This is a genomic window from Arthrobacter sp. K41, assembly GCF_059089645.1.
The window spans coordinates 219033-239887 of record NZ_JBNHEW010000003.1; the positions used below are offsets into that span (position 1 = coordinate 219033).

At 67.2% G+C, this 20855-nt stretch carries 16 protein-coding genes; 10 read left to right on the forward strand and 6 right to left on the reverse strand.

Features of this window, described 5'->3' with window-relative positions:
• Position 1 precedes the first annotated feature (1 nt).
• Together AC5RTE_RS08660 and AC5RTE_RS08665 are read left to right on the forward strand one after the other, a co-directional pair.
• Positions 2-2233: a molybdopterin oxidoreductase family protein gene (locus AC5RTE_RS08660; RefSeq protein ID WP_494040983.1), complete on the forward strand. Its 2232-nt coding sequence runs from the start codon at positions 2-4 to the stop codon at positions 2231-2233.
• On the forward strand, positions 2230-3786 hold the full coding sequence (locus AC5RTE_RS08665) for an FAD-dependent oxidoreductase (RefSeq protein ID WP_494040984.1): 1557 nt from the start codon (positions 2230-2232) through the stop codon (positions 3784-3786). Before AC5RTE_RS08660 ends, AC5RTE_RS08665 begins: the two co-directional genes overlap by 4 nt.
• A gap of 3 nt (positions 3787-3789) precedes the next feature.
• Here AC5RTE_RS08665 and AC5RTE_RS08670 read toward each other — a convergent pair whose 3' ends face one another.
• The 3 genes from AC5RTE_RS08670 to AC5RTE_RS08680 form a co-directional block, all read right to left on the reverse strand.
• A complete protein-coding gene (locus AC5RTE_RS08670) occupies positions 3790-3975 on the reverse strand; it encodes a PspC domain-containing protein (protein WP_494040985.1) in 186 nt (61 codons plus the stop codon).
• A 10-nt stretch (positions 3976-3985) separates the two neighbouring features.
• Positions 3986-4243, reverse strand: a complete 258-nt coding sequence (locus AC5RTE_RS08675; RefSeq protein WP_494040986.1) for a hypothetical protein — start codon at positions 4241-4243, stop codon at positions 3986-3988.
• A gap of 114 nt (positions 4244-4357) precedes the next feature.
• Entirely contained in the window at positions 4358-5773 is a 1416-nt protein-coding gene (locus tag AC5RTE_RS08680) for an NAD(P)H-quinone dehydrogenase (protein WP_494040987.1), read from the reverse strand.
• Between the two features lie 105 nt (positions 5774-5878).
• On the opposite strand from AC5RTE_RS08680, the gene AC5RTE_RS08685 reads away from it, so the two are divergent.
• Positions 5879-6697, forward strand: coding sequence for a purine-nucleoside phosphorylase (locus tag AC5RTE_RS08685; RefSeq protein ID WP_494040988.1), 819 nt, complete (start codon positions 5879-5881; stop codon positions 6695-6697).
• A 91-nt stretch (positions 6698-6788) separates the two neighbouring features.
• On the forward strand, positions 6789-8540 hold the full coding sequence (locus tag AC5RTE_RS08690; RefSeq protein WP_494040989.1) for a phospho-sugar mutase: 1752 nt from the start codon (positions 6789-6791) through the stop codon (positions 8538-8540).
• A gap of 24 nt (positions 8541-8564) precedes the next feature.
• Here AC5RTE_RS08690 and nirD read toward each other — a convergent pair whose 3' ends face one another.
• A complete protein-coding gene (nirD, locus tag AC5RTE_RS08695; protein WP_494040990.1) occupies positions 8565-8951 on the reverse strand; it encodes a nitrite reductase small subunit NirD in 387 nt (128 codons plus the stop codon).
• A gap of 270 nt (positions 8952-9221) precedes the next feature.
• Here nirD and nirB point away from each other — a divergent pair, with 270 nt between their 5' ends.
• The 6 genes from nirB (at position 9222) to AC5RTE_RS08725 (ending at position 16275) form a co-directional block, all read left to right on the forward strand.
• A complete protein-coding gene (gene nirB, locus AC5RTE_RS08700; protein WP_494040991.1) occupies positions 9222-11864 on the forward strand; it encodes a nitrite reductase large subunit NirB in 2643 nt (880 codons plus the stop codon).
• Positions 11865-11866: 2 nt separating this feature from the next.
• Positions 11867-12901 (forward strand): uroporphyrinogen-III C-methyltransferase, encoded by a 1035-nt coding sequence (cobA, locus tag AC5RTE_RS08705; RefSeq protein WP_494040992.1) that lies wholly within the window; start codon positions 11867-11869, stop codon positions 12899-12901.
• 14 nt (positions 12902-12915) lie between these two features.
• Complete coding sequence (locus AC5RTE_RS08710) at positions 12916-14064, forward strand: uroporphyrinogen-III synthase (protein ID WP_494040993.1); 1149 nt, start codon at positions 12916-12918, stop codon at positions 14062-14064.
• A gap of 201 nt (positions 14065-14265) precedes the next feature.
• Positions 14266-15123, forward strand: a complete 858-nt coding sequence (locus tag AC5RTE_RS08715) for an FAD-dependent oxidoreductase (RefSeq protein WP_494040994.1) — start codon at positions 14266-14268, stop codon at positions 15121-15123.
• Positions 15124-15241: 118 nt separating this feature from the next.
• On the forward strand, positions 15242-15958 hold the full coding sequence (deoC, locus tag AC5RTE_RS08720; RefSeq protein WP_494040995.1) for a deoxyribose-phosphate aldolase: 717 nt from the start codon (positions 15242-15244) through the stop codon (positions 15956-15958).
• Positions 15959-16008: 50 nt separating this feature from the next.
• Entirely contained in the window at positions 16009-16275 is a 267-nt protein-coding gene (locus AC5RTE_RS08725) for a hypothetical protein (protein ID WP_494040996.1), read from the forward strand.
• 57 nt (positions 16276-16332) lie between these two features.
• Here AC5RTE_RS08725 and AC5RTE_RS08730 read toward each other — a convergent pair whose 3' ends face one another.
• A complete protein-coding gene (locus AC5RTE_RS08730) occupies positions 16333-17145 on the reverse strand; it encodes a metal-dependent hydrolase (protein WP_494040997.1) in 813 nt (270 codons plus the stop codon).
• 6 nt (positions 17146-17151) lie between these two features.
• Entirely contained in the window at positions 17152-20847 is a 3696-nt protein-coding gene (gene mfd, locus AC5RTE_RS08735; RefSeq protein ID WP_494040998.1) for a transcription-repair coupling factor, read from the reverse strand.
• Positions 20848-20855: the final 8 nt, after the last annotated feature.

The window sequence follows — 20855 nt, forward strand, 5'->3', positions numbered from 1 at the left end:
CATGACCAAAAGCGCCGACACGCACTGCCCTTACTGCGCCCTGCAGTGCGCCATGACGCTCACGTCTCCAGCGGAACTGGCCCCGGCTTCCCTGCCGGGGCCAGTCCCCGTGGCTGTACTGCCCCTTCCGGAATCCCCCGCCCGGGACCTGCCCGTCCTCGAAGTGGGCGGCCGGAACTTCCCCACCAACCGCGGCGGTCTCTGCCGCAAAGGCTGGACGTCCGCCTCGCTGCTGAACCACCCCGGCCGGATCACCGAGCCCCTTCTGAAGGGGCCCGACGGCGTCCACCGGCCCATCAGCTGGGACCAGGCCCTCCAAGTCGCCGCGGACGCCGTAAAGGCATCCCGCTCCTCTTACGGGGCGGATTCAGTGGGCGTGTTCGGCGGCGGCGGCCTCACCAACGAAAAGGCCTACATGCTGGGCAAGTTCGCCCGGCTCGCCCTGGGGACCTCCCGGATCGATTACAACGGCCGGTTCTGCATGTCCTCCGCCGCCGCTGCCGGGATGCGGGCCTTTGGCGTCGACCGCGGCCTGCCGTTCCCGCTCGAGGCCCTGGACACCGCCGATACCATCCTGATGCTGGGCTCCAACGTAGCCGAAACCATGCCCCCTTTCGTGCAGCACCTGAAGGGAACACGCGACGCCGGCGGGCTGATTGTGGTGGATCCCCGCCGCTCAGCCACGGCTGCTTTCACGTCCGACGGCGGCGGCCTCCACCTCCAGCCCCTCCCCGGAACAGACCTTGCCCTCCTGCTGGGCATCTCCCACGTGGTCATCCACGAAAACCTGGTGGACTCCGCCTTCATCGAGGAACGCACCTCGGGCTACAGTGCCGTGGTCCGCAGCGTGAACTCCTTCTGGCCCGAACGGGTGCAATCCATCACCGGCGTCCCGGCCGGACTGATCCGGGAGACCGCACGCCGGCTGGCCGAGGGGGCACACCGGGGCGGCAGCTACATCCTCACCGGCCGGGGCGTAGAGCAGCACGTGGATGGCACTGACACCGCAACGGCCGCGATCAACCTCAGCCTGCTGCTGGGACTGCCGGGCTCGGCCCGCAGCGGCTACGGCACCCTCACCGGCCAGGGCAACGGCCAGGGCGGCCGGGAGCACGGGCAAAAGGCGGACCAGCTCCCCGGCTACCGCAAGATCACTGATCCCGCCGCCCGCGCCCACGTTGCCAAGGTCTGGGGCGTACCGGAAGGCCTTATCCCCGGCCCCGGTCTCCCGGCCGTTCAACTGCTGAAGTCACTGGGAAAGCCTGACGGCGTCCGTTGCCTTTTTGTCCACGCATCCAACATTGCGGTCGCCTCACCTGACGCCAACGCGGTCATCAGGGGCCTGCGCAGCCTGGACTTCCTGGTGGTCTGCGATTTCTTCATGTCCGAGACCGCCGCCGAAGCGGACCTGGTTTTGCCCGTCCTCCAATGGGCGGAGGAGGAAGGCACACTGACAAACCTCGAAGGCCGGGTGCTGCGCCGCCGCCGTGCCTTGACTCCGCCGGCCGGTGCCCGCAGTGAGCTCTGGATCATGGCACGGCTCGCTGAAGCGCTGGATGCTCCCTCCACCTACAGCGAGGACCCGGAAACGGTGTTCGAGGAGCTCCGGCTCGCTTCAGCCGGCGGGCCCGCCGACTACTCCGGCATTGACTACGCCATGCTGGACCGCGGCGAAGCCGCCTACTGGCCCTACCCGGCCGGCAGCACCGGAACGCCGCGGCTGTTCCGGGACCGGTTCGCCCAGGCCGACGGCAAAGCAGTGATGACCCCGGTGGCGCCCCGCCGCCGTCGTCCTCCCCCAGGGGACCCCTTGAGGAGCGGCACCGCCCCGGCAGCCAAACAAATGACCCTCATTACCGGCCGGCTCCTGGAACACTACCAGTCCGGCGCGCAGACCCGCCGGGTATCCGAACTGTTGGAAGCCCGGCCAGAAGCGAAGCTGCAACTGCACCCGGCGGCCGCGGCAGCTCTGGGCATCACCGAAGGCGCGTTCGTCTCGGTGGCCAATGAGCGCGGCGAAGTGCTGTGCCGGGCTGAATTGAGCACCGCCATCAGAACGGACACCGTGTTCCTGCCCTTCCACTTCCCCGAACTTGAGAGCGCCAACCAGCTGACGGAGGCTGCCACGGACCCCATCTCCGGGATGCCCGAGTTCAAGTTCAACAAGGTCTGGGTGCGGCCGGCTGCCCAACCGGTTCCAACCAGCGTGCTTCAAACGACGGAGGCCTCATGAGCGAGCAAGTAGTCATAGTGGGATTCGGGCCGGTGGCGGCCCGGCTGGTCGATGAGCTCCTGCCCGCTGTCCGCAGCGGCCACCTGGGCCTCACCGTGGTGGGAGCGGAGGCGGAAGCGGCGTACAACCGCGTGCTGGTCGCCGACCTCGGCGTCGGGCGGACCACTGCCGCTGCCCTGGCACTTTCCGATCCCGGCGCCCTCGCTGCAGCGGGCGTCGACGTCCGCCTTGGCGTCCGCGTCCGCCGCGTGGACCGGGCGCGCCAGCAGGTCCTCCTGACCGACGGCGGGGTGGCCCACTACGACCGCCTGGTCTTCGCCACCGGCTCCCGTCCGGTCATCCCCAACCTGACCGGCATCAACCCGGACCCCACGTCACCTGTCCTTCCGGCCGGAGTCACGGCCCTCCGCGATCTTCGTGACGCGGAAATGCTGCGCCAGGCGGTGGACGGCGGCAAACGGGTGGTGGTGCTGGGCGGCGGCGTCCTGGGGCTTGAGACTGCCCTGGCCGCGGCGGAAGAAGGAGCCACCGTCACCGTGGTCCACAACGGCCCCTACCCGCTGGGCCGCAATATCGACCGCGGCGGGGGCGCCGTGCTGGCTGCCGGCCTTCGGCGCTGCGGCGTGCGGATGGCCGGCAATGCCCGCTCCACCGCTGTGGAGCACAACGCGCCCGACGGCGGGTTCTCGGCCCTGCTGCTGGACGACGGGTCAGCGATCGACGGCGACCTCCTGGTCCTCTCGTGCGGCGTCCGTCCCCGCACGGAACTGGCAGAAGGCTGTGGGCTCTCCACCTCCGCCGGGATCCTGGTGGACCACCGGCTCCGGGCGCACCACGAGCCCCACATTTTTGCCATTGGCGATTGTGCCGAAGTCCGTTGCCCTGACCCCGCCTGTGCATCGTGCCGGAACGCCAAAGGCCCGTCCGGGCTTGTCGGACCAGGATGGCGGCAGGCCGAGTGGCTTGCTGAATATTTGACTTTGCTCGCCTCTGCCACTCCGGGAGAAGCGGAACTGCTGCCGGAACTGCCCGCCGAGCAGGCCGGAGTCGTTGTCCTCAAGGCCCGGGGCATGAACATGGCGGTGGCCGGCGAGAACGCTGCTGAGCCCTGGGACGAGGAAGTCCTTACCGCCGGTGCAGTCGGCGGCAGGCCGCGCCTGCAGATCGCCCAGTGGGCCGACCCCGAACACGGCCGCTACGTGAAAATGACCACCCGCGGTGGCGTGCTTGAGGGCCTGGTGGCGGTAGGTATGCCGCGCACCGCAGCCGAACTGGTGGGGCTGTTCGAGCGCGGCGCGGAACTGCCCGCCGACAGGTCCCTGCTGCTCCGCCTGGACGGGCCGGACCAATTACCGGGCACGGCCGCCGACCCGCAGGGAACCGTCTGCCGGTGCGCGGGTATTAGCGGAGCCGCCATTGCCGGCGCCGTGGAGGATGGCTGCTCAACCGTGGCTCAAGTATCCAAGGCAACCCGGGCCGGCACCGGCTGCGGCGGCTGCCATGAGGACATCAAGGGAGTCATCGAAAAACACTTCTCCCCGGCCGCCCCCTAAACCCTAGCCCTGCTCTTTGGGGATCAGGATCCAAAGCGCGATGTAGACCAGTTCGCCGATCCCCACCAGGCCGAAAATTACGAAGCCCAGCCGGACCAGGAATTTCGAAAGCCCGAACCGGGCTGCCAGGGCGGCGCAGACGCCGCCGATGACCTTGCCGCTGCGGGGACGGACCAGGGCTGCTGACACGGCCTGTTCCCTAACCTTCCTTGCCGGTGCCGGTGGAGCCGAAGTCCCCGTTGGCCACCGCCTCCGCGTACTGGGTGAGGTCCGGCCCCGGCTGGAAATCCACGAACTGGTCCTTCAGCTTTTCAAACAGGAACTTGTACACCTCGTCCTTGTCCGCGCTGGACAACGTGGAGGCTGCCTCCCGGACCGCTTCCTGCAGGGCCTTGTCAGCGTCGAGCAGGATCTTCTCCCGGGCCTGCTCATTCCATGTGACGTCCTTCAGTTCCACGAACTTCTCCTTGCGTCGTTGGCTGATGCAGGGACGGCCGGGAAATTCCCGGCCGGTCCTTGAAGGAGTCTATGCAGGTCACGCCGGAGGGGTCCAGACTCCCGCGTGAGGTACCTACAGGTGCACGTGGAGCCGGCGCGCCGCCTCGGAGATGGATCCGGTCAATGACGGGTACACCGTGAAGGTGCTGGCGACGTCGTCCACGTGCAGTTTCTGCTTCACCGCGATGGAGATGGGAAAGATCAGTTCGGAGGCGTTGGGCCCCACCACCACGCCGCCGATCACCGTTCCCGAGCCCTTCCGGGCGAAGATCTTCACGAAGCCGTCCTTGTGGTTGCGCATCTTGGCGCGGGCGTTGCTGCGCAGCGAAAGCTTGACGACGTCGCCCTGGTACTTGCCGGAGTCGATCTCTGCCTCGGAGACGCCCACGTTGGCGATTTCGGGCGAGGTGAAAATATTGGACGCCACCTGGTGCAGCTTGAGCGGGGTGACGCTGTCGCCCATGAAGTGGGCCACGGCGATGCGGCCCTGCATGGCCGCCACCGAGGCAAGCGGCAGCACCCCGGTGCAGTCGCCGGCGGCGTAGATGTTTGGGGCCGTGGTGCGGGAGACGCCGTCCACTTTGATGTGGCCGCTTTCGCTGACCGCTACGCCGGCTTCTTCCAAACCGATGCCTGCGGTATTGGGAATGGAGCCTAGGCAGAGGAGGCAGTGGCTGCCCGTGACCTTGGAGCCGTCACTGAGGGTCACCACCACGCCGTCGTCGGTGCGTTCCACGGTCTCGGCACGGGAGCGGGACAAGACCCGGACGCCGCGGCGCTCGAAGACTTCCTCAAGCACCACTGCTGCGTCCACGTCTGACCCCGGAAGAACCCGGTCACGGCTGGAAATCAGTGTCACCTTGGAACCCAGGCCGTTGTAGGCGGAGGCAAACTCGGCCCCGGTCACACCCGAACCGACCACAATCAGGTCTTCGGGCAGTTCGTCGAGATCGTAAATCTGTGTCCAGTTCAGGATCCGCTCGCCGTCCGGCCGTGCCGTGGGCAGCTCGCGCGGATGGGCGCCCAACGCGAGCAGGATGGTGTCCGCCTCGACGGTTTCCGTTCCTTCAGCCGTGAGGACCTCGATGGTGTGGTCGTCCACGAGCCGGCCCGATCCGCTCAGGATGCGGACGCCCAGGTTGCTCAGGCCGTCATGAATGTCCTTGGACTGGCTGCGCGCAAGGTTCAGGAGGCGGTGGTTAATGTGCTTGAGGTCCGCCCGCATCACCGGCACGAAGTCGCCGCCGCCGACGTCGAACTTCACACCCAGCTCCCCTGCCTCGGCGACGCGCGTCATCAGGTCCGCCGTGGCGATCAGCGTCTTGGAAGGGACAACGTCAGTCAGCACGGCCGAACCGCCCAGCCCGGACCGCTCAATGATTGTGACCTGCGCCCCGAGCGAGGCGGCCACCATGGCAGCTTCATATCCGCCGGGACCACCTCCAAGGATTGCGATCCGGGGTGAGCTGAAATCTGGATGCGTAGTCACAATCACTCATTGTCCTGCATCCTCCCCTGACGTCCAAAGAAAACGGTCTCTGAGGAAACCGGCGGCGGGGTGGGCGCAGGCGGAACGGCAGGATAGCTTGTACCAGTGAGTACAACAGACTTCCTGAAGACCAATCCCTTCGCTGCCGCCAGCGCCGCCGCCGAGTACATCGCCGAGGAGACCGGGGTGGACAGCCACGACATCGCCCTGGTGCTTGGCTCGGGCTGGGGTGAGGCAGCCGACCTCATCGGTGAAACCACCGCCACCCTTTCAGCAGAGGAAGTGCCCGGCTTCCACGCCCCTGCAGTGGTTGGGCACGTGGGCACCATCCGCTCGGTGCTTACCAAGGAGGGCAAGCGTGCGCTGGTCCTGGGCGCCCGGACCCATTACTACGAAGGCAAGGGCGTCCGCGCAGTAGTCCATGGCATCAGGACTGCAGCGGCAGCAGGCTGCAGCACCCTGGTCCTCACCAACGGCTGCGGCGGGCTCAACGAAAACTGGTCCCCCGGCACGCCGGTGTTGATCAGCGATCACATCAACCTCACCGCGGCCTCCCCATTGGAAGGTGCCACATTCGTTGACCTGACAGATCTTTACTCTGCGCGGATCCGGGGGCTCGCCCGGAAAGTCGACGCATCCCTGGACGAAGGCGTCTACGCCCAGTTCCCCGGCCCGCACTACGAAACGCCTGCGGAAGTGCAGTACGCCAAACGGATCGGCGCCGACCTGGTGGGGATGTCCACCGCCCTTGAAGCCATCGCCGGGCGCCACGCCGGAATGGAAGTATTCGGCATCTCACTGGTGACCAATCTTGCCGCCGGCATTAGCCCCCAGCCGCTTAGCCACGAGGAAGTTCTTGAGTCAGGACAGGCCGCCGGCCCGCGGATTTCCAAACTGCTCGCCGGAATCATCGCCAAGCTTTAGGCCCGTGGAGGCCCCCACCGGGCGGGGGATTTCCACCGTCTACGCGGCGGGCAGCAGGGGTTCGGGGCCCAATGACGATAGCGTTAGGGCCATGACGTCTTCCGATGCCGATTCCCGCCTGCTCAACGAGGCCCGCGAATGGGCCGCCCAAGACCCGGACCCCAAGACTTCAGCTTCACTCCTGGAACTCGTCCGGCTTGTCGAAGAGGGCGCACCGGCCGCCCGGCAGGAACTCGAGGACAGCTTCCGCGGGACACTGCAGTTCGGCACGGCAGGTTTGCGGGCGGCCCTGGGTCCCGGACCCAACCGGATGAACCGGGCGGTGGTCCGCCGGGCCGCCGCGGGTCTGTCGGACTTCCTGCTCCAAGCCGTGGGCAGGACATCTCCGGGAACCCGGCCGCGCGCCGTCGTCGGTTATGACGCCCGGTACAACTCGGACATCTTCGCGGAAGAAACCGCCGCTATCTTCACCGCAGCCGGGATAGAAACCTTCCTGATGCCGGCCGCGCTGCCCACTCCCCTGCTGGCTTACGCCGTGCGGGCACTGGAATGCGACGGCGGCGTTATGGTCACCGCCAGCCACAACCCGCCCCAGGACAACGGCTACAAGGTCTACCTGGGCCGCCACGCCGTCCCGGAAAGCGGCAACGGCGCCCAGATCGTCGCTCCCTACGACGCCGAGATCGCGGCCTGCATCGACGCCGTGGGGCCACTGGAGTCCGTGGTTCTTGCCCCCGGCGGATGGACGGTACTCGACGGCTCCCTGGCTGCGGGGTACGAGCAGGCCACGGCCGCGCTGGCCCTGCCCGGGCGCTTCCCGGCACGGGACCTGCGCATTGTACTCACCCCGATGCACGGCGTCGGCGGCGAAACGGCGCAGGCTGTGCTGAAGGCCGCCGGCTTTACCGACGTGACCCTGGTGGCCGAACAGGCAGAACCGGACCCGGACTTTCCCACCGTGAGCTTCCCGAACCCTGAGGAGCCCGGGGCACTGGACCTGGCCCTTGAAACGGCTGAACGGCTGAACGCTGACATCGTCATCGCCAATGATCCCGATGCCGACAGGGCGGCAGTTGCGGCCAAGGATCCGGATACCGGCGCCTGGCGCATGCTGCGTGGAGACGAAGTCGGTGCCTTGCTGGGCGCCCACATCGCAGCGCGGCTGGCGGCAGCTGACGGGAACGACTCCGAAACCGGCCGGCAAGGTGTCTTCGCGAACTCAATCGTGTCCTCGCGGCTCCTGGCCCGGATCGCAACGGCCGCAGGCTACGCGCATGAGGAGACGCTTACCGGGTTCAAGTGGATTTCCCGCGTGCCGGGCCTGCTGTACGGCTACGAGGAAGCCCTGGGCTACTGTGTGGCACCTGACGTGGTCAAGGACAAGGACGGAATTTCCGCAGCAGTGCTGATTGCCGAACTCGCTGCCGCCGCGAAGGCTGACGGTAGAACGGTTTTCGACACCCTGGACGAGCTGTACCTCCATCACGGCCTGCACGCGAGCGACCAGCTCAGCATCCGCGTGGCGGACCTCGGCCTCCTGGACGCCATGATGAACCGCCTCCGGGTCACTCCGCCGGAATCCTTCGGATCATCCGCGGTGGAGGTCTTCACCGATTTGGCCGAGGGCAGCGAACATCTCCCTCCCACCGACGGGCTCGTCTACCTCACACGGGACCTCACCCGCGTCATCATCCGGCCCAGCGGCACCGAGCCCAAGCTCAAGTGCTACCTCGAAGTCATCCAGCATGTAGGCACCGCAGCCGAACTGCCGGAGGCCCGGCAGGCCGCCCGGGCGGCGCTGGACGAGGTACTGCAGGACGTCAGCGAGGCGCTGGGGCTTTAGGGCCGGGCCATGCGGCTGAAAGGCTTAGAGTTCGACTTCGACGAAACCGTCACAGATGCGGGTGCTAAACGTTGCCAGGCCCAGGCCCGGGGTGCTGAAGCACTCGCCCGTCTCCAGGTCGTAGACCTCTTTGTGCAGCGGTGAAGCGATGGTGGGACGGGTGCCCCTTGATCCCAGGATCCCCCGTGCCATAACGTGCGCTCCGGTGGCCGGGTCCTCATGGGCCACTGCGAAAACTTCGCCGGGTCCGGCGCGGAAGAGGGCAATCTGGCGTCCCGCGACGAGGGCTGCTTCACCCCAGGCAGGTTCCAGGTCATCCACCGGGCAGACGCGGTGCCAGCCGGCGGCAGCGCCCGTCACGGGTCCGTCGATGCCGGCCGCGAGTGCCCCAAGTTCCAGTGTTGCCGTCATATCGGCTTCTCTCCTCTGCTGAGCTTCCTGCGTCTGGCCGCCTCTGCAGCCGCGTTCCATGCTAGGCCGAAGGTGTTTCAAAGGGGTGCAGAGAATGTGTCCGGCGCGTAAAAGACACCTCACGCCGCCGGAAACCCGTTCGTGATGCAGAAGTTAAGTTGGCGAAACAATCGGGAAACTGAAGCGAAACTGCGGCTCCCTAGTCTGGACGGACAGCTCGACACCGGAAGGCCGCAGAAAACCGTCTGCCGCCCATGCGAAAGGCCCACAGTGACCGAACAGACTTCCAGCACAGAGACTCCGCGCCGCATCGTCGTCGCCGGCGGCGGCCCTGCGGCCCACCGTTTCGTGGACGCCATGCATGCCCGCGGGCTCGACGGCTGGCATGTCACGGTCCTCACCGAGGAAACCCACCTGCCCTACGACCGTGTGGCCCTGTCCAAGGCCCTCACCCAAATGGACTACGACCTCACCCTGGGTGAGGCGTCCATGTGGAACCACGAGGCACTGTCGCTGAAGACCGGCGAGCGCGTGGTCAAGATCAATTCCGAAGCCAGGACAGTGGAAACCGCGGCCGGCAGCGTCTTCGAATACGACGAGCTGGTGGTTGCCACGGGTTCCAATGCCGCCCGCCTGCCGATTCCCGGCGCCGAACACACACACGTATACCGCACGCTCGAAGACGTCTGGGCCATCAACAAGGCCATTGCCGGTCTCACCGCAAAGCTGGGCCGCAAGGTTAACGCCGTCACGATCGGCGGCGGCCTCCTCGGGCTCGAATCAGCCGCCGGCACCGAGCAGCTGGGCGCCAACCCGATCGTTATCGACGGATCACAGTGGCTGATGGCCACACAGCTGGACGAAGGCGCCGGCCAGGCCATGGGTCGGCTCATCAAATCCAAGGGCTTCGAAGTCCACGGCGGGGTCTTCCCCTCGGAAGTACTGTCCGACGACGACGGCCAGGTCACCGGCGTGCTCATGGCTGACGGCCGCACCATCGGTGCCGACCTCGTGATCGTCGCCATCGGCGTCCGGCCGCGCGACGAACTCTTCCGCGCCGCAGAAGGGGAAGAGCAGCTGTTCTCCCTGGGCCAACGCGGCGGCGTGGTCATCAATGAATACTGCGCCACCGAGGTGGACGGCATCTGGGCCATCGGCGAAGTGGCGAACTACGGCGGGATGTGCCTGGGCCTGGTTGCGCCCGCCAACACCATGGCAGAGATCGTGGCCGACCGCCTGCATGGCGGGAATGCCACCTTCCCGGGTTTCGACACCGCGACCAAGCTGAAGCTCTCCGGCGTCGATGTGGCCAGCTTCGGCGATGCGTTCGCGAAGACCGAGCACGCACTCGAGATTGTGTACGCCGATCCCGCCCGCGGCGTCTACCAGAAGATTGTCACCACTGATGATGCCAAGACCCTCCTGGGCGGCATCTTCGTTGGCGACGCGTCCCCGTACATGAGCCTGCGGCCGCTCCTGGGCCGCGAACTTCCCGCCGAGCCCGGCGCGTTCCTCTCCGCGGCCGGCGGGGGCGAAGCTCCGGAAACCGAACTGCCGGACGACGCCACCCTCTGCTCGTGCAACAACGTCACCGCCGGCAGCATCCGCGACGCCATCAACGGCTGCGGCGCCTGTGAAGGCAACGCTCCCGTCCAGGAACTGGGTGAACTGAAGGGCTGTACCCGCGCCGGCACCCAGTGCGGTTCCTGCGTGCCCATGCTGAAGAAGCTGCTCGAGACCGAACTGACCAAGTCCGGCGTCGAGGTTTCCAAGGCCCTCTGCGAGCACATTGACCTGTCCCGCCAGGAACTGTTCGACGCCATCCGCGTCCTCGGGCTGACCTCTTTCGAGGAAATCATGGCCAAGTACGGCACCGGCTCCGGCTGCGACATCTGCAAGCCCACCATCGCCAACATCCTGGCCAGCCAGAACAGCGCCTACGTCCTGGACGCCGGCCGCGGCACCCTGCAGGACACCAACGACCGCGCCCTGGCCAATATGCAAAAGGACGGAACCTACTCGGTGGTGCCGCGCATCGCAGGTGGTGAAATCACGCCGAAAAAACTGGGCGTCATCGCAGCAGTGGCCGAAAAGTACAACCTTTACACCAAGATCACCGGCGGCCAGCGGATCGACATGTTCGGGGCACGGCTTGAGCAGCTCCCGGAAATCTGGAAGGAACTCGTGGACGCCGGTTTCGAGTCCGGCCAGGCCTACGGCAAGAGCCTGCGCACGGTGAAGTCCTGCGTCGGGTCCACCTGGTGCCGCTTTGGTGTCCAGGACTCGGTGGCCATGGCCATCCAGCTGGAGCTGCGGTACCGCGGCCTCCGGAGCCCGCACAAGCTGAAGATGGGTGTCTCCGGCTGCGCCCGGGAATGCGCCGAAGCCCGCGGCAAGGACGTGGGCGTGATCGCCACCGCTGACGGCTGGAACCTGTACGTTGGCGGCAACGGCGGCGCCACCCCGGCCCACGCCCAGCTGCTGGCCAAGGACCTCGACGACGAAACGCTGATCAAGTACATCGACCGCTACTTCATGTACTACATCCGCACCGCGGACCGCCTCCAGCGCACAGCCCGCTGGCAGGAAGAGCTCGACGGCGGCATCAAGCACGTTGAGGACGTGGTGGTCAAGGACACCCTGGGCATCGCCGAGGACCTCGAGGCTGCCATGGCCAAACACGTGGACACCTACGTCGACGAGTGGGCCGATACCCTCAAGGATCCCGAGCGCCTGCGCCGGTTCCGCTCCTTCGTCAACGCCCCCGACCAGAAGGACGACTCCATCACCTTCGTCCCCGACGAGCGTGGCCAGATGCGTCCCGCCACCCGGGAAGAAAAGGGCAAAGTCCTCCTCGGAGCGTCGATCGCGGTCCGTCCCGGCACACCGGAACCCATCAGGAACGAGGCATAACCATGCAGCTCAGCATCGATCTCACCGGCCGGAAAGTCCTGGTCACAGGCTCGGACCACGCCGCCCGCCAGGCGGTCCGCCGCTACGAAGCCGCCGGTGCGGTCGTCTCCCGCCTCAGCACCCCCCGCGGTGCCGGCCACGACGGCCCGCTGCCCGAGCACCCCTTCCTTGTTGCCGCCGTCGACGACGGCCAGCCGGGCTGGGAGTCCCTGCTGGACCGCTGCCGTGCCGTTGGAATTCCCGTGGCCACCGAGCCTGCGGCCGGGCCGGCCGGCCACGTCACCCTTGTGGGCGGCGGCCCCGGAACAACAGAGCTGCTCACGGTCGGTGCCGTCAAGGCCCTCCGTGATGCCGACGTCGTTTTTTATGACCGGCTGGCCCCCTGTCAGGACCTGCCCCACCTGACCTCGGCCGAACTGGTGGATGTGGGCAAGAAGCCCGGCCACCATAAGGTCAGCCAGGGCGACATTGAAAAGCTCATGGTGGAAAGCGCCCTCGCCGGCAACAATGTGGTCCGGCTCAAGGGCGGTGATCCGTACGTGTTTGGCCGCGGTGGTGAAGAAGTGGCCTCCTGCGTTGCAGCCGGCGTTCCCGTACATGTCATTTCCGGCGTCACCAGCGCCATCTCCGTTCCGGCGGCAGCCGGGATCCCGGTCACCCACCGGGAAGTCAGCCACATGTTCACCGTGGTCTCCGGCCACGCCCCGCTGACCGACAAGGAGCACCACCACCTTGCCGGCCTGGGCGGAACCATTGTTGTCCTGATGGGCATCGGCACCCTCCACCAACTGGCCGCCGGACTGCGGCGGGCCGGGATGCGCCCTGACATGCCCATGGCCGTTGTTGAGCGCGGCTACCGGCCCGGGCAGCGAACCACCATTGCGGACCTCGGCACCATCACCGGGGCGGCTGCGGGCTGCAGCAACCCGGCGGTACTCGTCATCGGCGAGGTTGTTCGCGTGGCGGAAGCCAACCGCGGGCACGCTGAGGCCGCCGCCGACCTCGACAGGCTGGCGGCCTCGCTGCTGGGCTCGTGAAAGGATTGACCTCCATGACTGCACTTGCACCGGCTGATGTTCCGCGGGTTGAAGAAGCGCCCGACGCCGCCGAGGCCCCGCTGGAGGGTTTCCGCATCGGTGTTACCTCGCACCGGCGTTCCCAGGACCTGATCGAGGCCCTGGAACGCCGTGGAGCGGAAGTGCTGCATGCGCCCGCCCTGAAAATTGCCCCCGTGCAGGAGGATATGCGCCTCATCGAGGACACCCGTGCCATCATCGCGGCCAAACCTGACCTCTGCATCGCCACCACTGCCTACGGGATGCGCCGCTGGTGCGAGGCCGCGGACTCCTTCGGCATCGGCGATGAACTGCTGGAGACCCTCGGCGCCTGCCGGATGTTCGTCCGGGGGCCCAAAGCCCGCGGCGCCGTGCGCGCGGCCGGACTTGCCGACGTCGGAATCAGCAGCGACGAAACCACCGCCACCCTGGTGGACATGCTGCTCGCCGAGGGTGTCCGGGGCACGACCGTTGCCGTGCAGCTGCACGGATATACCGATGTGCGGCAGCTGGAGCGCCTGCGCATGTCCGGCGCCACAGTCCTGACCGTGACGCCGTACCGCTGGGTGAAACCTGACGGGGCGGACCGGCTTCCCCGCCTCATCGAGGCCGCGTGCAGCGGAAACCTGGACGTCCTGACGTTCACCAGCGCGCCCGCCGTCGACGCCATGTGGAGCACCGCCCACGAGATGGGCGTTTACAAACAGCTGATCGAAAGCCTGAAGACCAACGTCACCACCGCGGTGGTGGGCCCGGTCACGGCGCAGCCCCTGCTCGACGCCGGCGTGACGCCCCTGGTCCCGGAACGGTTCCGGATGGGTGCGCTCATCAGGCTGGTGTGTGAGCACCTCGCCCTGAACCACGTCCGGCGCCTGGACACCAGGTCCGGGAACATCGAACTCCGGGGACGCAGCCTGCGCATCGACGGCCAGGCCGTGGAACTGGCCCCGGCTCCGCTGCTGCTCCTGCGCGCCCTGCTGGGTGCCGGCGGCGCCGTGCTGTCGCGCGAATCGCTGTCGGAACTGCTGGAACTGCGCGGATCGGTGCACGCACTGGACATGACGGTCAGCCGCCTGCGGTCCTCGCTGCCCGACGGCCGCCTGGTGGAGACAGTGGTGAAACGGGGCTACCGCATCCGCGTCTAGCCGCAGGGGTGCCGGATGTGTCTACTGGCGGAGGAATGAGAGCCACATCACCGGTTCTGTTACCGGCCGGTAAATACTGGCGAACACGGGCACCATAAACGGCAACTGCGGAGAAACACTCCGGAAAAAGCGCGGGCCTACGCTGGGTTCCATCATGAAGTTCCGGCCGGATCCCCCGGCCGCCAGCGAAAGGGCCAGCACATGTCCGCTCCGGCACCCTCCACCTCCACCGTTTCCGCCACCCGCATTGTCATCGCGGGCGCGGGCCCTGCCGCCCAGGCCCTGGTCAGCCAGCTCCACCGGGCCCGGTTCGCCGGCACCATCACCGTACTGAGCAACCGGGACGACGCCCCGGAGGAGTTGCTGGAACTGGCGCTGCTCCCCCAGGTCTCCGTCCGCTTCGGGCAGCCGGCAAGCCACATCGATGCGGAGAACCGGACGGTTGCGACGGCAGACGGCATGGAATTCAGCTATGACCAGCTGGTCATAGCCACCGGATCCGCACCGGTGGCCAGCCCGGTGGAAGGCGCCGGCCGCTGCCTGAGCTACTCCACCATTGACGACGCCGCCCGCGTCGGAGAGGCCGTCAGCGAAGTCACGAGGGAACTGGGCAGGCGTCCATTGGGGATCCTGGTGGGTACCGGCGCCGCGGCGGGCCAGGCGGAAGCAGTGCTCCGGGCAAGGGGCGTACGCCCCATCCGCACCACCGCCAGGCCTGCCGCCGTCATGCCCGCTGGATCAGCGTCAAGCTTCGCCGCTTCCGGTGTGATCTTCGAGGACGGCAGCAGCATGTACGGCGACCTGGTGGTCCTTGCCGAGGAACGGGTGTCCCGGGACGGCCTCGCCGCCAGTGCCGGCCTTCGGACGGAGGCCGGCGGCGGGATTGTCATCACCGGGGACTTCCGGACGTCGGTCCCGGGCATCTGGGCCATCGGTGACGCCGCTGCGTACGACGGCGTCCGGCTGGGTCTGCTCGTTGCCGCTGCTTCCGCAGCCGGCGCGTGCGCGACGCAGCTCCTGACGGCTTCTGCTCCTGCTGCCTTGCCGGCGGCTGCCTGACCGCCGCCTGCACCCGCCGGCTGCCCGATGCCGGCAACAGCGGCTGTGGCAAGATGGTTCCCGAAGCGAGCCACGGGCGCCACAGCGCCCGGTCACACGGGCCTTGGAGAGGACCATCATGAGCAACGAAGCCACCCCTTCCGTTCAAACTGCTGTCGCCGGATCCGGCAACATCGCATCCTTCATCGACCACACCCTGCTGAAGCCGGAGGCGGGAGAAGCTGACGTTCTCAAGGTCTGCGCCGAAGCCGTGGAATACCATTTCAAGTCAGTGTGCGTTAACCCGATCTGGGTGAAGACCGTGAAGAAGGCCCTCAAGGGTTCGGGTGTCCTGACCTGCTCCGTGGTGGGCTTCCCCCTGGGTGCCACCCCCACCGACGTCAAGGCTTTCGAAGCCCGTGGCGCAGTGCTGGACGGCGCGGACGAGGTGGACATGGTGATCAACATCGCCGCTGGCCGGGCCGGAGACAAGGGGGCGCTGGTTGAGGACATCTCCGCGGTGGCGGAGGCCGTCCATGCCGGCGGGGCCATCCTGAAGGTCATCATCGAAACTGCCCTGCTTGATGACGGCGGGAAAGTTCTGGCCTGTGAAGCCGCCGTGGAGGCCGGCGCCGATTTTGTGAAGACCTCAACGGGCTTCAATGGAGGCGGCGCCACCGCCGGGGATATCGCCCTCATGCGGAAGACGGTAGGCCCGGACCTCGGTGTGAAGGCTTCGGGCGGGGTGCGTTCCCTCGAAGACGCGCAGGCTATGATTGCTGCAGGTGCAACACGTATTGGTGCCAGCTCCGGCATTGCCATCGTCAAGGGCGAACAGGGTTCATCGTCCTACTGACGGCGGGCCGGGCCGCCACAGATTGAGGCCCGCGGGCCAAGGAGGAACGAATGTCCAGCAGTATCACGGCTTCCAACCAGGGCTCAGAGTCCCGCCAGGGCGGCGCTCTGCAGACCCCCCAGAACGAGAACAAGCTCGGCACGAGCATCGTCCTGTTCGTGGTGTGCATGGCACTGTTCTTCGGCGCCATCTACTCGCTGTCCTTCCTCACCCTGGACAACGCCTGGCCCATGGCCGCATGCGTGGGTCTGTTCGCCCTGGCGTACTGGATCCCGCAGACCATCCTCGGCCGCTCGGACTCCGCCGGCGAGCACTGACCTTAGGCAAGTACCGCGCAGAAACCCCCGGGACGCGTCCCGGGGGTTTCTGCGCGTTTAAAGCCAGAGTTTGATCCAGGCTCCGGCTGCCGCCGCAACCCTGGCCCATTGGCCCTGCGCGATGGACCAGCCGGCCACGCACAGCCCCACCATCGCATAGGCGCTCACAGGGATCAGCAGCAGCCACTCACGCTTCGACCCGGCACGGCCCAGCAGCGGCAGGGACAGGGCGCCGTTGGGCCGCCAGACCTGGCGCAGCAGCGGCACCTTGCGCATAAGTTTGGGCGGCCGGATGACGACAGGCCACAGCAGTGGCACGCCTCCCGTGGTGATCAGGTCGCCCACGATGTGCACCACCACCCCGGTCAGCATCGAAACCGGAAGCCAGGTCCACTGCTCCGGCGCGTACCAGGTGACCAGCCCGGCCATGGTGAGCGCGAAAATCCAGTTGCTGATGAAGCCGGACTTGGGGAACAGCTTGAGTGCTTTGGCCGCGATGTTGATCATGAACATGCACAGCAGCCCCGCGCCCACGGACAGCAGCCCCCAGTCCGTCTGCACCTGGACCTGGCCTGCCAGGGTGGCCAGCAGCACAAAGAAAGCCGCGCCCAGAACTGAGTGCGTGCCCTGCCGGTGCCCGCCGCTGGCGTTCTCGATTCCCACGGCAATCACATTGGACAGCGGCGGCAGGGAGTTCGCTACCGTGCTGTGCCGGTGGTCCCAGTCGCACACCAGGGCGGTGCCCGCCGTTGCCATTCCGCCGATCAGGATGCCGGTGGCGTCCAGCGGATACCAGCCCAGCGTGTACGGCCCCGTTGAGGCAATAGCTACCCACGCCGCGGCTCCCGACGCGGCGTGGTGTCCTCCCATCAACTGCTAACCGCTGACTGCCGGAGCAGCGAGTGGCTGGTCCGAGAAGATGTTCCGGATGACGCCGTTGGCCCATTCCAGGATTTCCGCGTCCTGCAGGTCCCGGCCGCCGATCTTTGCGGTCTTCGGCTTGGGGATCAGCACGGCATCCAGGGCAGGCTTGGACTGGGATCCGGGGTACATCCGGTTCAGGCGCATGACCTTGGACTCCGGCAGCGTGGCTGGAGAGAATTTGATGAAGTTGCCCTGCAGCGCCACATCGGACAGGCCCGCTTCCCGGGCACCCACCCGGAACCGCGCGACGGCCACCAGGTTCTGCGCCGGGAGCGGAGGTTCGCCGTACCTGTCCACAAGCTCAGCCAGGACTTCGTCGATGGCTTCGTTGGTGAGCGCGGAGGCCAGCTTGCGGTAAGCCTCCAGGCGCAGCCGCTCCCCCGGCACGTAGTCGTGCGGCAGGTGCGCGTTGACCGGCAGTTCGATCTTCATCTCCGCGGCCTTTTCCTCGGCCTCGCCGCGGAAGTCTGCTACCGCCTCGCCCACCAGCCGGATGTAGAGGTCGAAGCCCACGCCCTGGATATGGCCTGACTGTTCGCCGCCGAGCAGGTTGCCGGCGCCGCGGATCTCCAGGTCCTTCATGGCCAGCTGCATGCCGGCGCCGAGTTCGTTGTGCGTGGCCACCGCCTTCAGCCGCTCCAGCGCCACTTCACCCAACGGCTTTTCAGAAGGATAAAGGAAGTAGGCGTAGGCGCGTTCGCGGCCGCGGCCCACACGGCCGCGGAGCTGGTGAAGCTGGGACAGGCCGTACTTGTCCGCCCCGTCCACAATCAGGGTGTTGGCATTGGAAATGTCCAGGCCGGTTTCGATGATGGTGGTGCACACCAGCACATCAAAGCGGCGCTCCCAGAAGTCCACGATGATCTGCTCCAGTCGGCTTTCGGACATCTTGCCGTGCGCCACCTCCACCCGGGCCTCCGGAACCAGTTCGCGGATCTTCGCCGCGGTCCGTTCGATGGTGGACACGCGGTTGTGGACCAGGAACACCTGCCCTTCGCGCATCAGTTCACGCCGGATGGCGGCGGACGTCTGCTTGTCCGTATAGGGACCCACGTAGGTCAGCACCGGGTGCCGCTCCTCCGGGGGCGTGGCCAGTGTGGACGTCTCGCGGATACCCGTCAGGGACATCTCAAGGGTGCGCGGAATGGGCGTGGCGCTCATCGCAAGCACGTCCACGTTGGTGCGCATCTTCTTGAGGGCTTCCTTATGCTCCACCCCGAACCGCTGTTCCTCGTCCACGATCACCAGGCCCAGGTCCTTGAACTCGAAGTCCTTGGACAACAGCCGGTGGGTTCCGATGACCACGTCAACGGCACCGTTCTTGACGCCCTCCGCCGTCTCCTTCGCTTCCTTGGCTGCCTGGAAGCGGGACAGGGGCTTGACGCGGAGGGGGAAGCCGGAAAAGCGTTCGGTGAAGGTTTCGTAGTGCTGCTGGGCCAGCAGGGTGGTGGGCACCAGCACCGCCACCTGTTTGCCGTCCTGCACCGCCTTGAAGGCCGCGCGCACGGCGATCTCCGTCTTGCCGTAACCCACATCGCCGGAGACCAGCCGGTCCATGGGTATCTCGCGCTCCATGTCCGCCTTGACCTCGTTGATGGTGGTCAGCTGGTCCGGGGTCTCCACGTACGGGAAGGCTTCCTCGAGTTCACGCTGCCAGGGGGTGTCCGGCCCGAAGGCGTGTCCGCGCGAGGCCATGCGGGCCGAGTACAGCCGGATCAGCTCACCGGCGATCTCCTTGACGGCTTTGCGGGCCTTTGACTTGGTGCTGGCCCAATCGGCGCCGCCCATCTTGCTCAGGACGGGAGTGTCGCCCCCAACATAACGCGTCACCTGGTCCAGCTGGTCGGTGGGCACAAACAGCCGGTCACCCGGGGCGCCGCGCTTGGACGGTGCATATTCCAGGACCAGGTACTCACGCACGCCGTCCCCGCCGCCTGCCACCTTGCGCTGGATCAGCTCCACGAACCGCCCGATGCCGTGCTGTTCATGCACCACGTGGTCCCCCGCCACCAGCTGCAGCGGGTCCACGGCGTTGCGGCGCTTGGACGGCATGCGGCGCATGTCCTTGGTGGATCCCGCGGACGTCCGGCCCAGGAGATCGGCCTCGGTGAGCAGGCCGAGCTTGAGCCCGTCCAGGACAAAACCGCGTCCGACGGCGGCAGTGGTCACCTCGATGATGCCCGCCTGGGGCTCGTGGTCCAGACTGTCCACGCGGGCGCAGGGGATGTCGGCGTCGTGGAACAGCTCAGCCAGCCGCTGGGCGGGTCCGGGACCCTCTGTGGCCACAACGATCCGCCACTGGTCGCGCACGTGGGAGCCGATGAACTCCATCATTTCCGCGACATCGCCCTGGTAACCCCGCGGTTCGCGTGCGTGCAGGTTCAGTACGTCGATGTCCGGCAGCAGCTCCTCGTCCTGGGCCAGGGAGGTGATGGACCACCATGAAACGCCATGCTCCAGCGAGGAGCTCCGCGTTTCGGTCAGCGAACGGAAGCTGGCGGAATGGAGTGCAGCGCTTGCCTGTGAGCTGAGGTCCAGCGGTGCGGTCCCGCCGTCGGAGGCCGTGGACCAGGCCGCTTCCAGGAACTCCTCGTTGGTGGCGGCGAGGTCGTGGGCGCGGGTGCGGACCTTTTCAGGCTCGATGATTACCGAGATGGAACCGGCCGGGAGCTGTTCCACAAACGGGACCATGGCGTCCACCAGTACCGGCGCCAGGGATTCCATCCCCTCCACGGTGATGCCGCCGGCGATCTTTTCCAGCATGTCCGCGGCAGCCGGCAGCTGGGACTTCAGGGTGGCCGCCCGCGACATCACGGACGGGGTGATGAGGATTTCCCGGCACGGCGGGGCGTGCAGTTCCGTGGGGTGGTGCAGCCCGGGTGAGGACAGCGAGCGCTGGTCGGCGACGGCGAACCAGCGCATCTGGTCCACCTCGTCGCCGAAAAACTCAACCCGGATGGGGTGGTCCTCGGTGGGTGGAAAAACATCGAGGATGCCGCCGCGGACAGCGAACTCCCCGCGGTGCGTCACCATGTCCACACGGGCGTACGCGGCGTCCGCCAAACTCCGCACCACTTCGGTGAACGGCATCTCCTGGCCCACTTTCAAGGTGACCGGAACCAGCTCGCCCAGGCCGGCCACCACGGGCTGTACCACGGCACGGACGGGCGCCACGACTACACGGAGCGGCCCCGCCGTCGAACTTTCCGGGTGCGCCAGGCGGCGCAGCACGGAAAGGCGGCGTCCCACTGTGTCCGACCGCGGGGAGAGCCGCTCGTGCGGAAGGGTTTCCCAGCTGGGGAATTCAGCCACGGCGTCCGCGGGGAGGTAGGCGCGCAGCGCGGCCGTCAGATCCTCTGCTTCCCGGCCGGTGGCGGTGACTGCGAGCACCACCCCCGGGCTGGCGTCGCGGGGCGCTCCGCCTGCCGGGGCAGTGGCCGCTATGCCGTCGGCCATCTCGGCAAGAAGCACCGGCCGCAGTCCGGCAGGCGCACTGATCTGGTAGTCCTGGCCCCGGACGTCGAAGCCGCGGGCAGCCTCTGCCCGGACACGGGCGAAGGTCTGGTCCGGGGCGAGGGCGCGGCGCAGTCCGTCCAGCGACGGGCCCGCGCTGGTATGGCCGGCGGTGGACGGGCCGGGATGGCTCATGGCAGAAG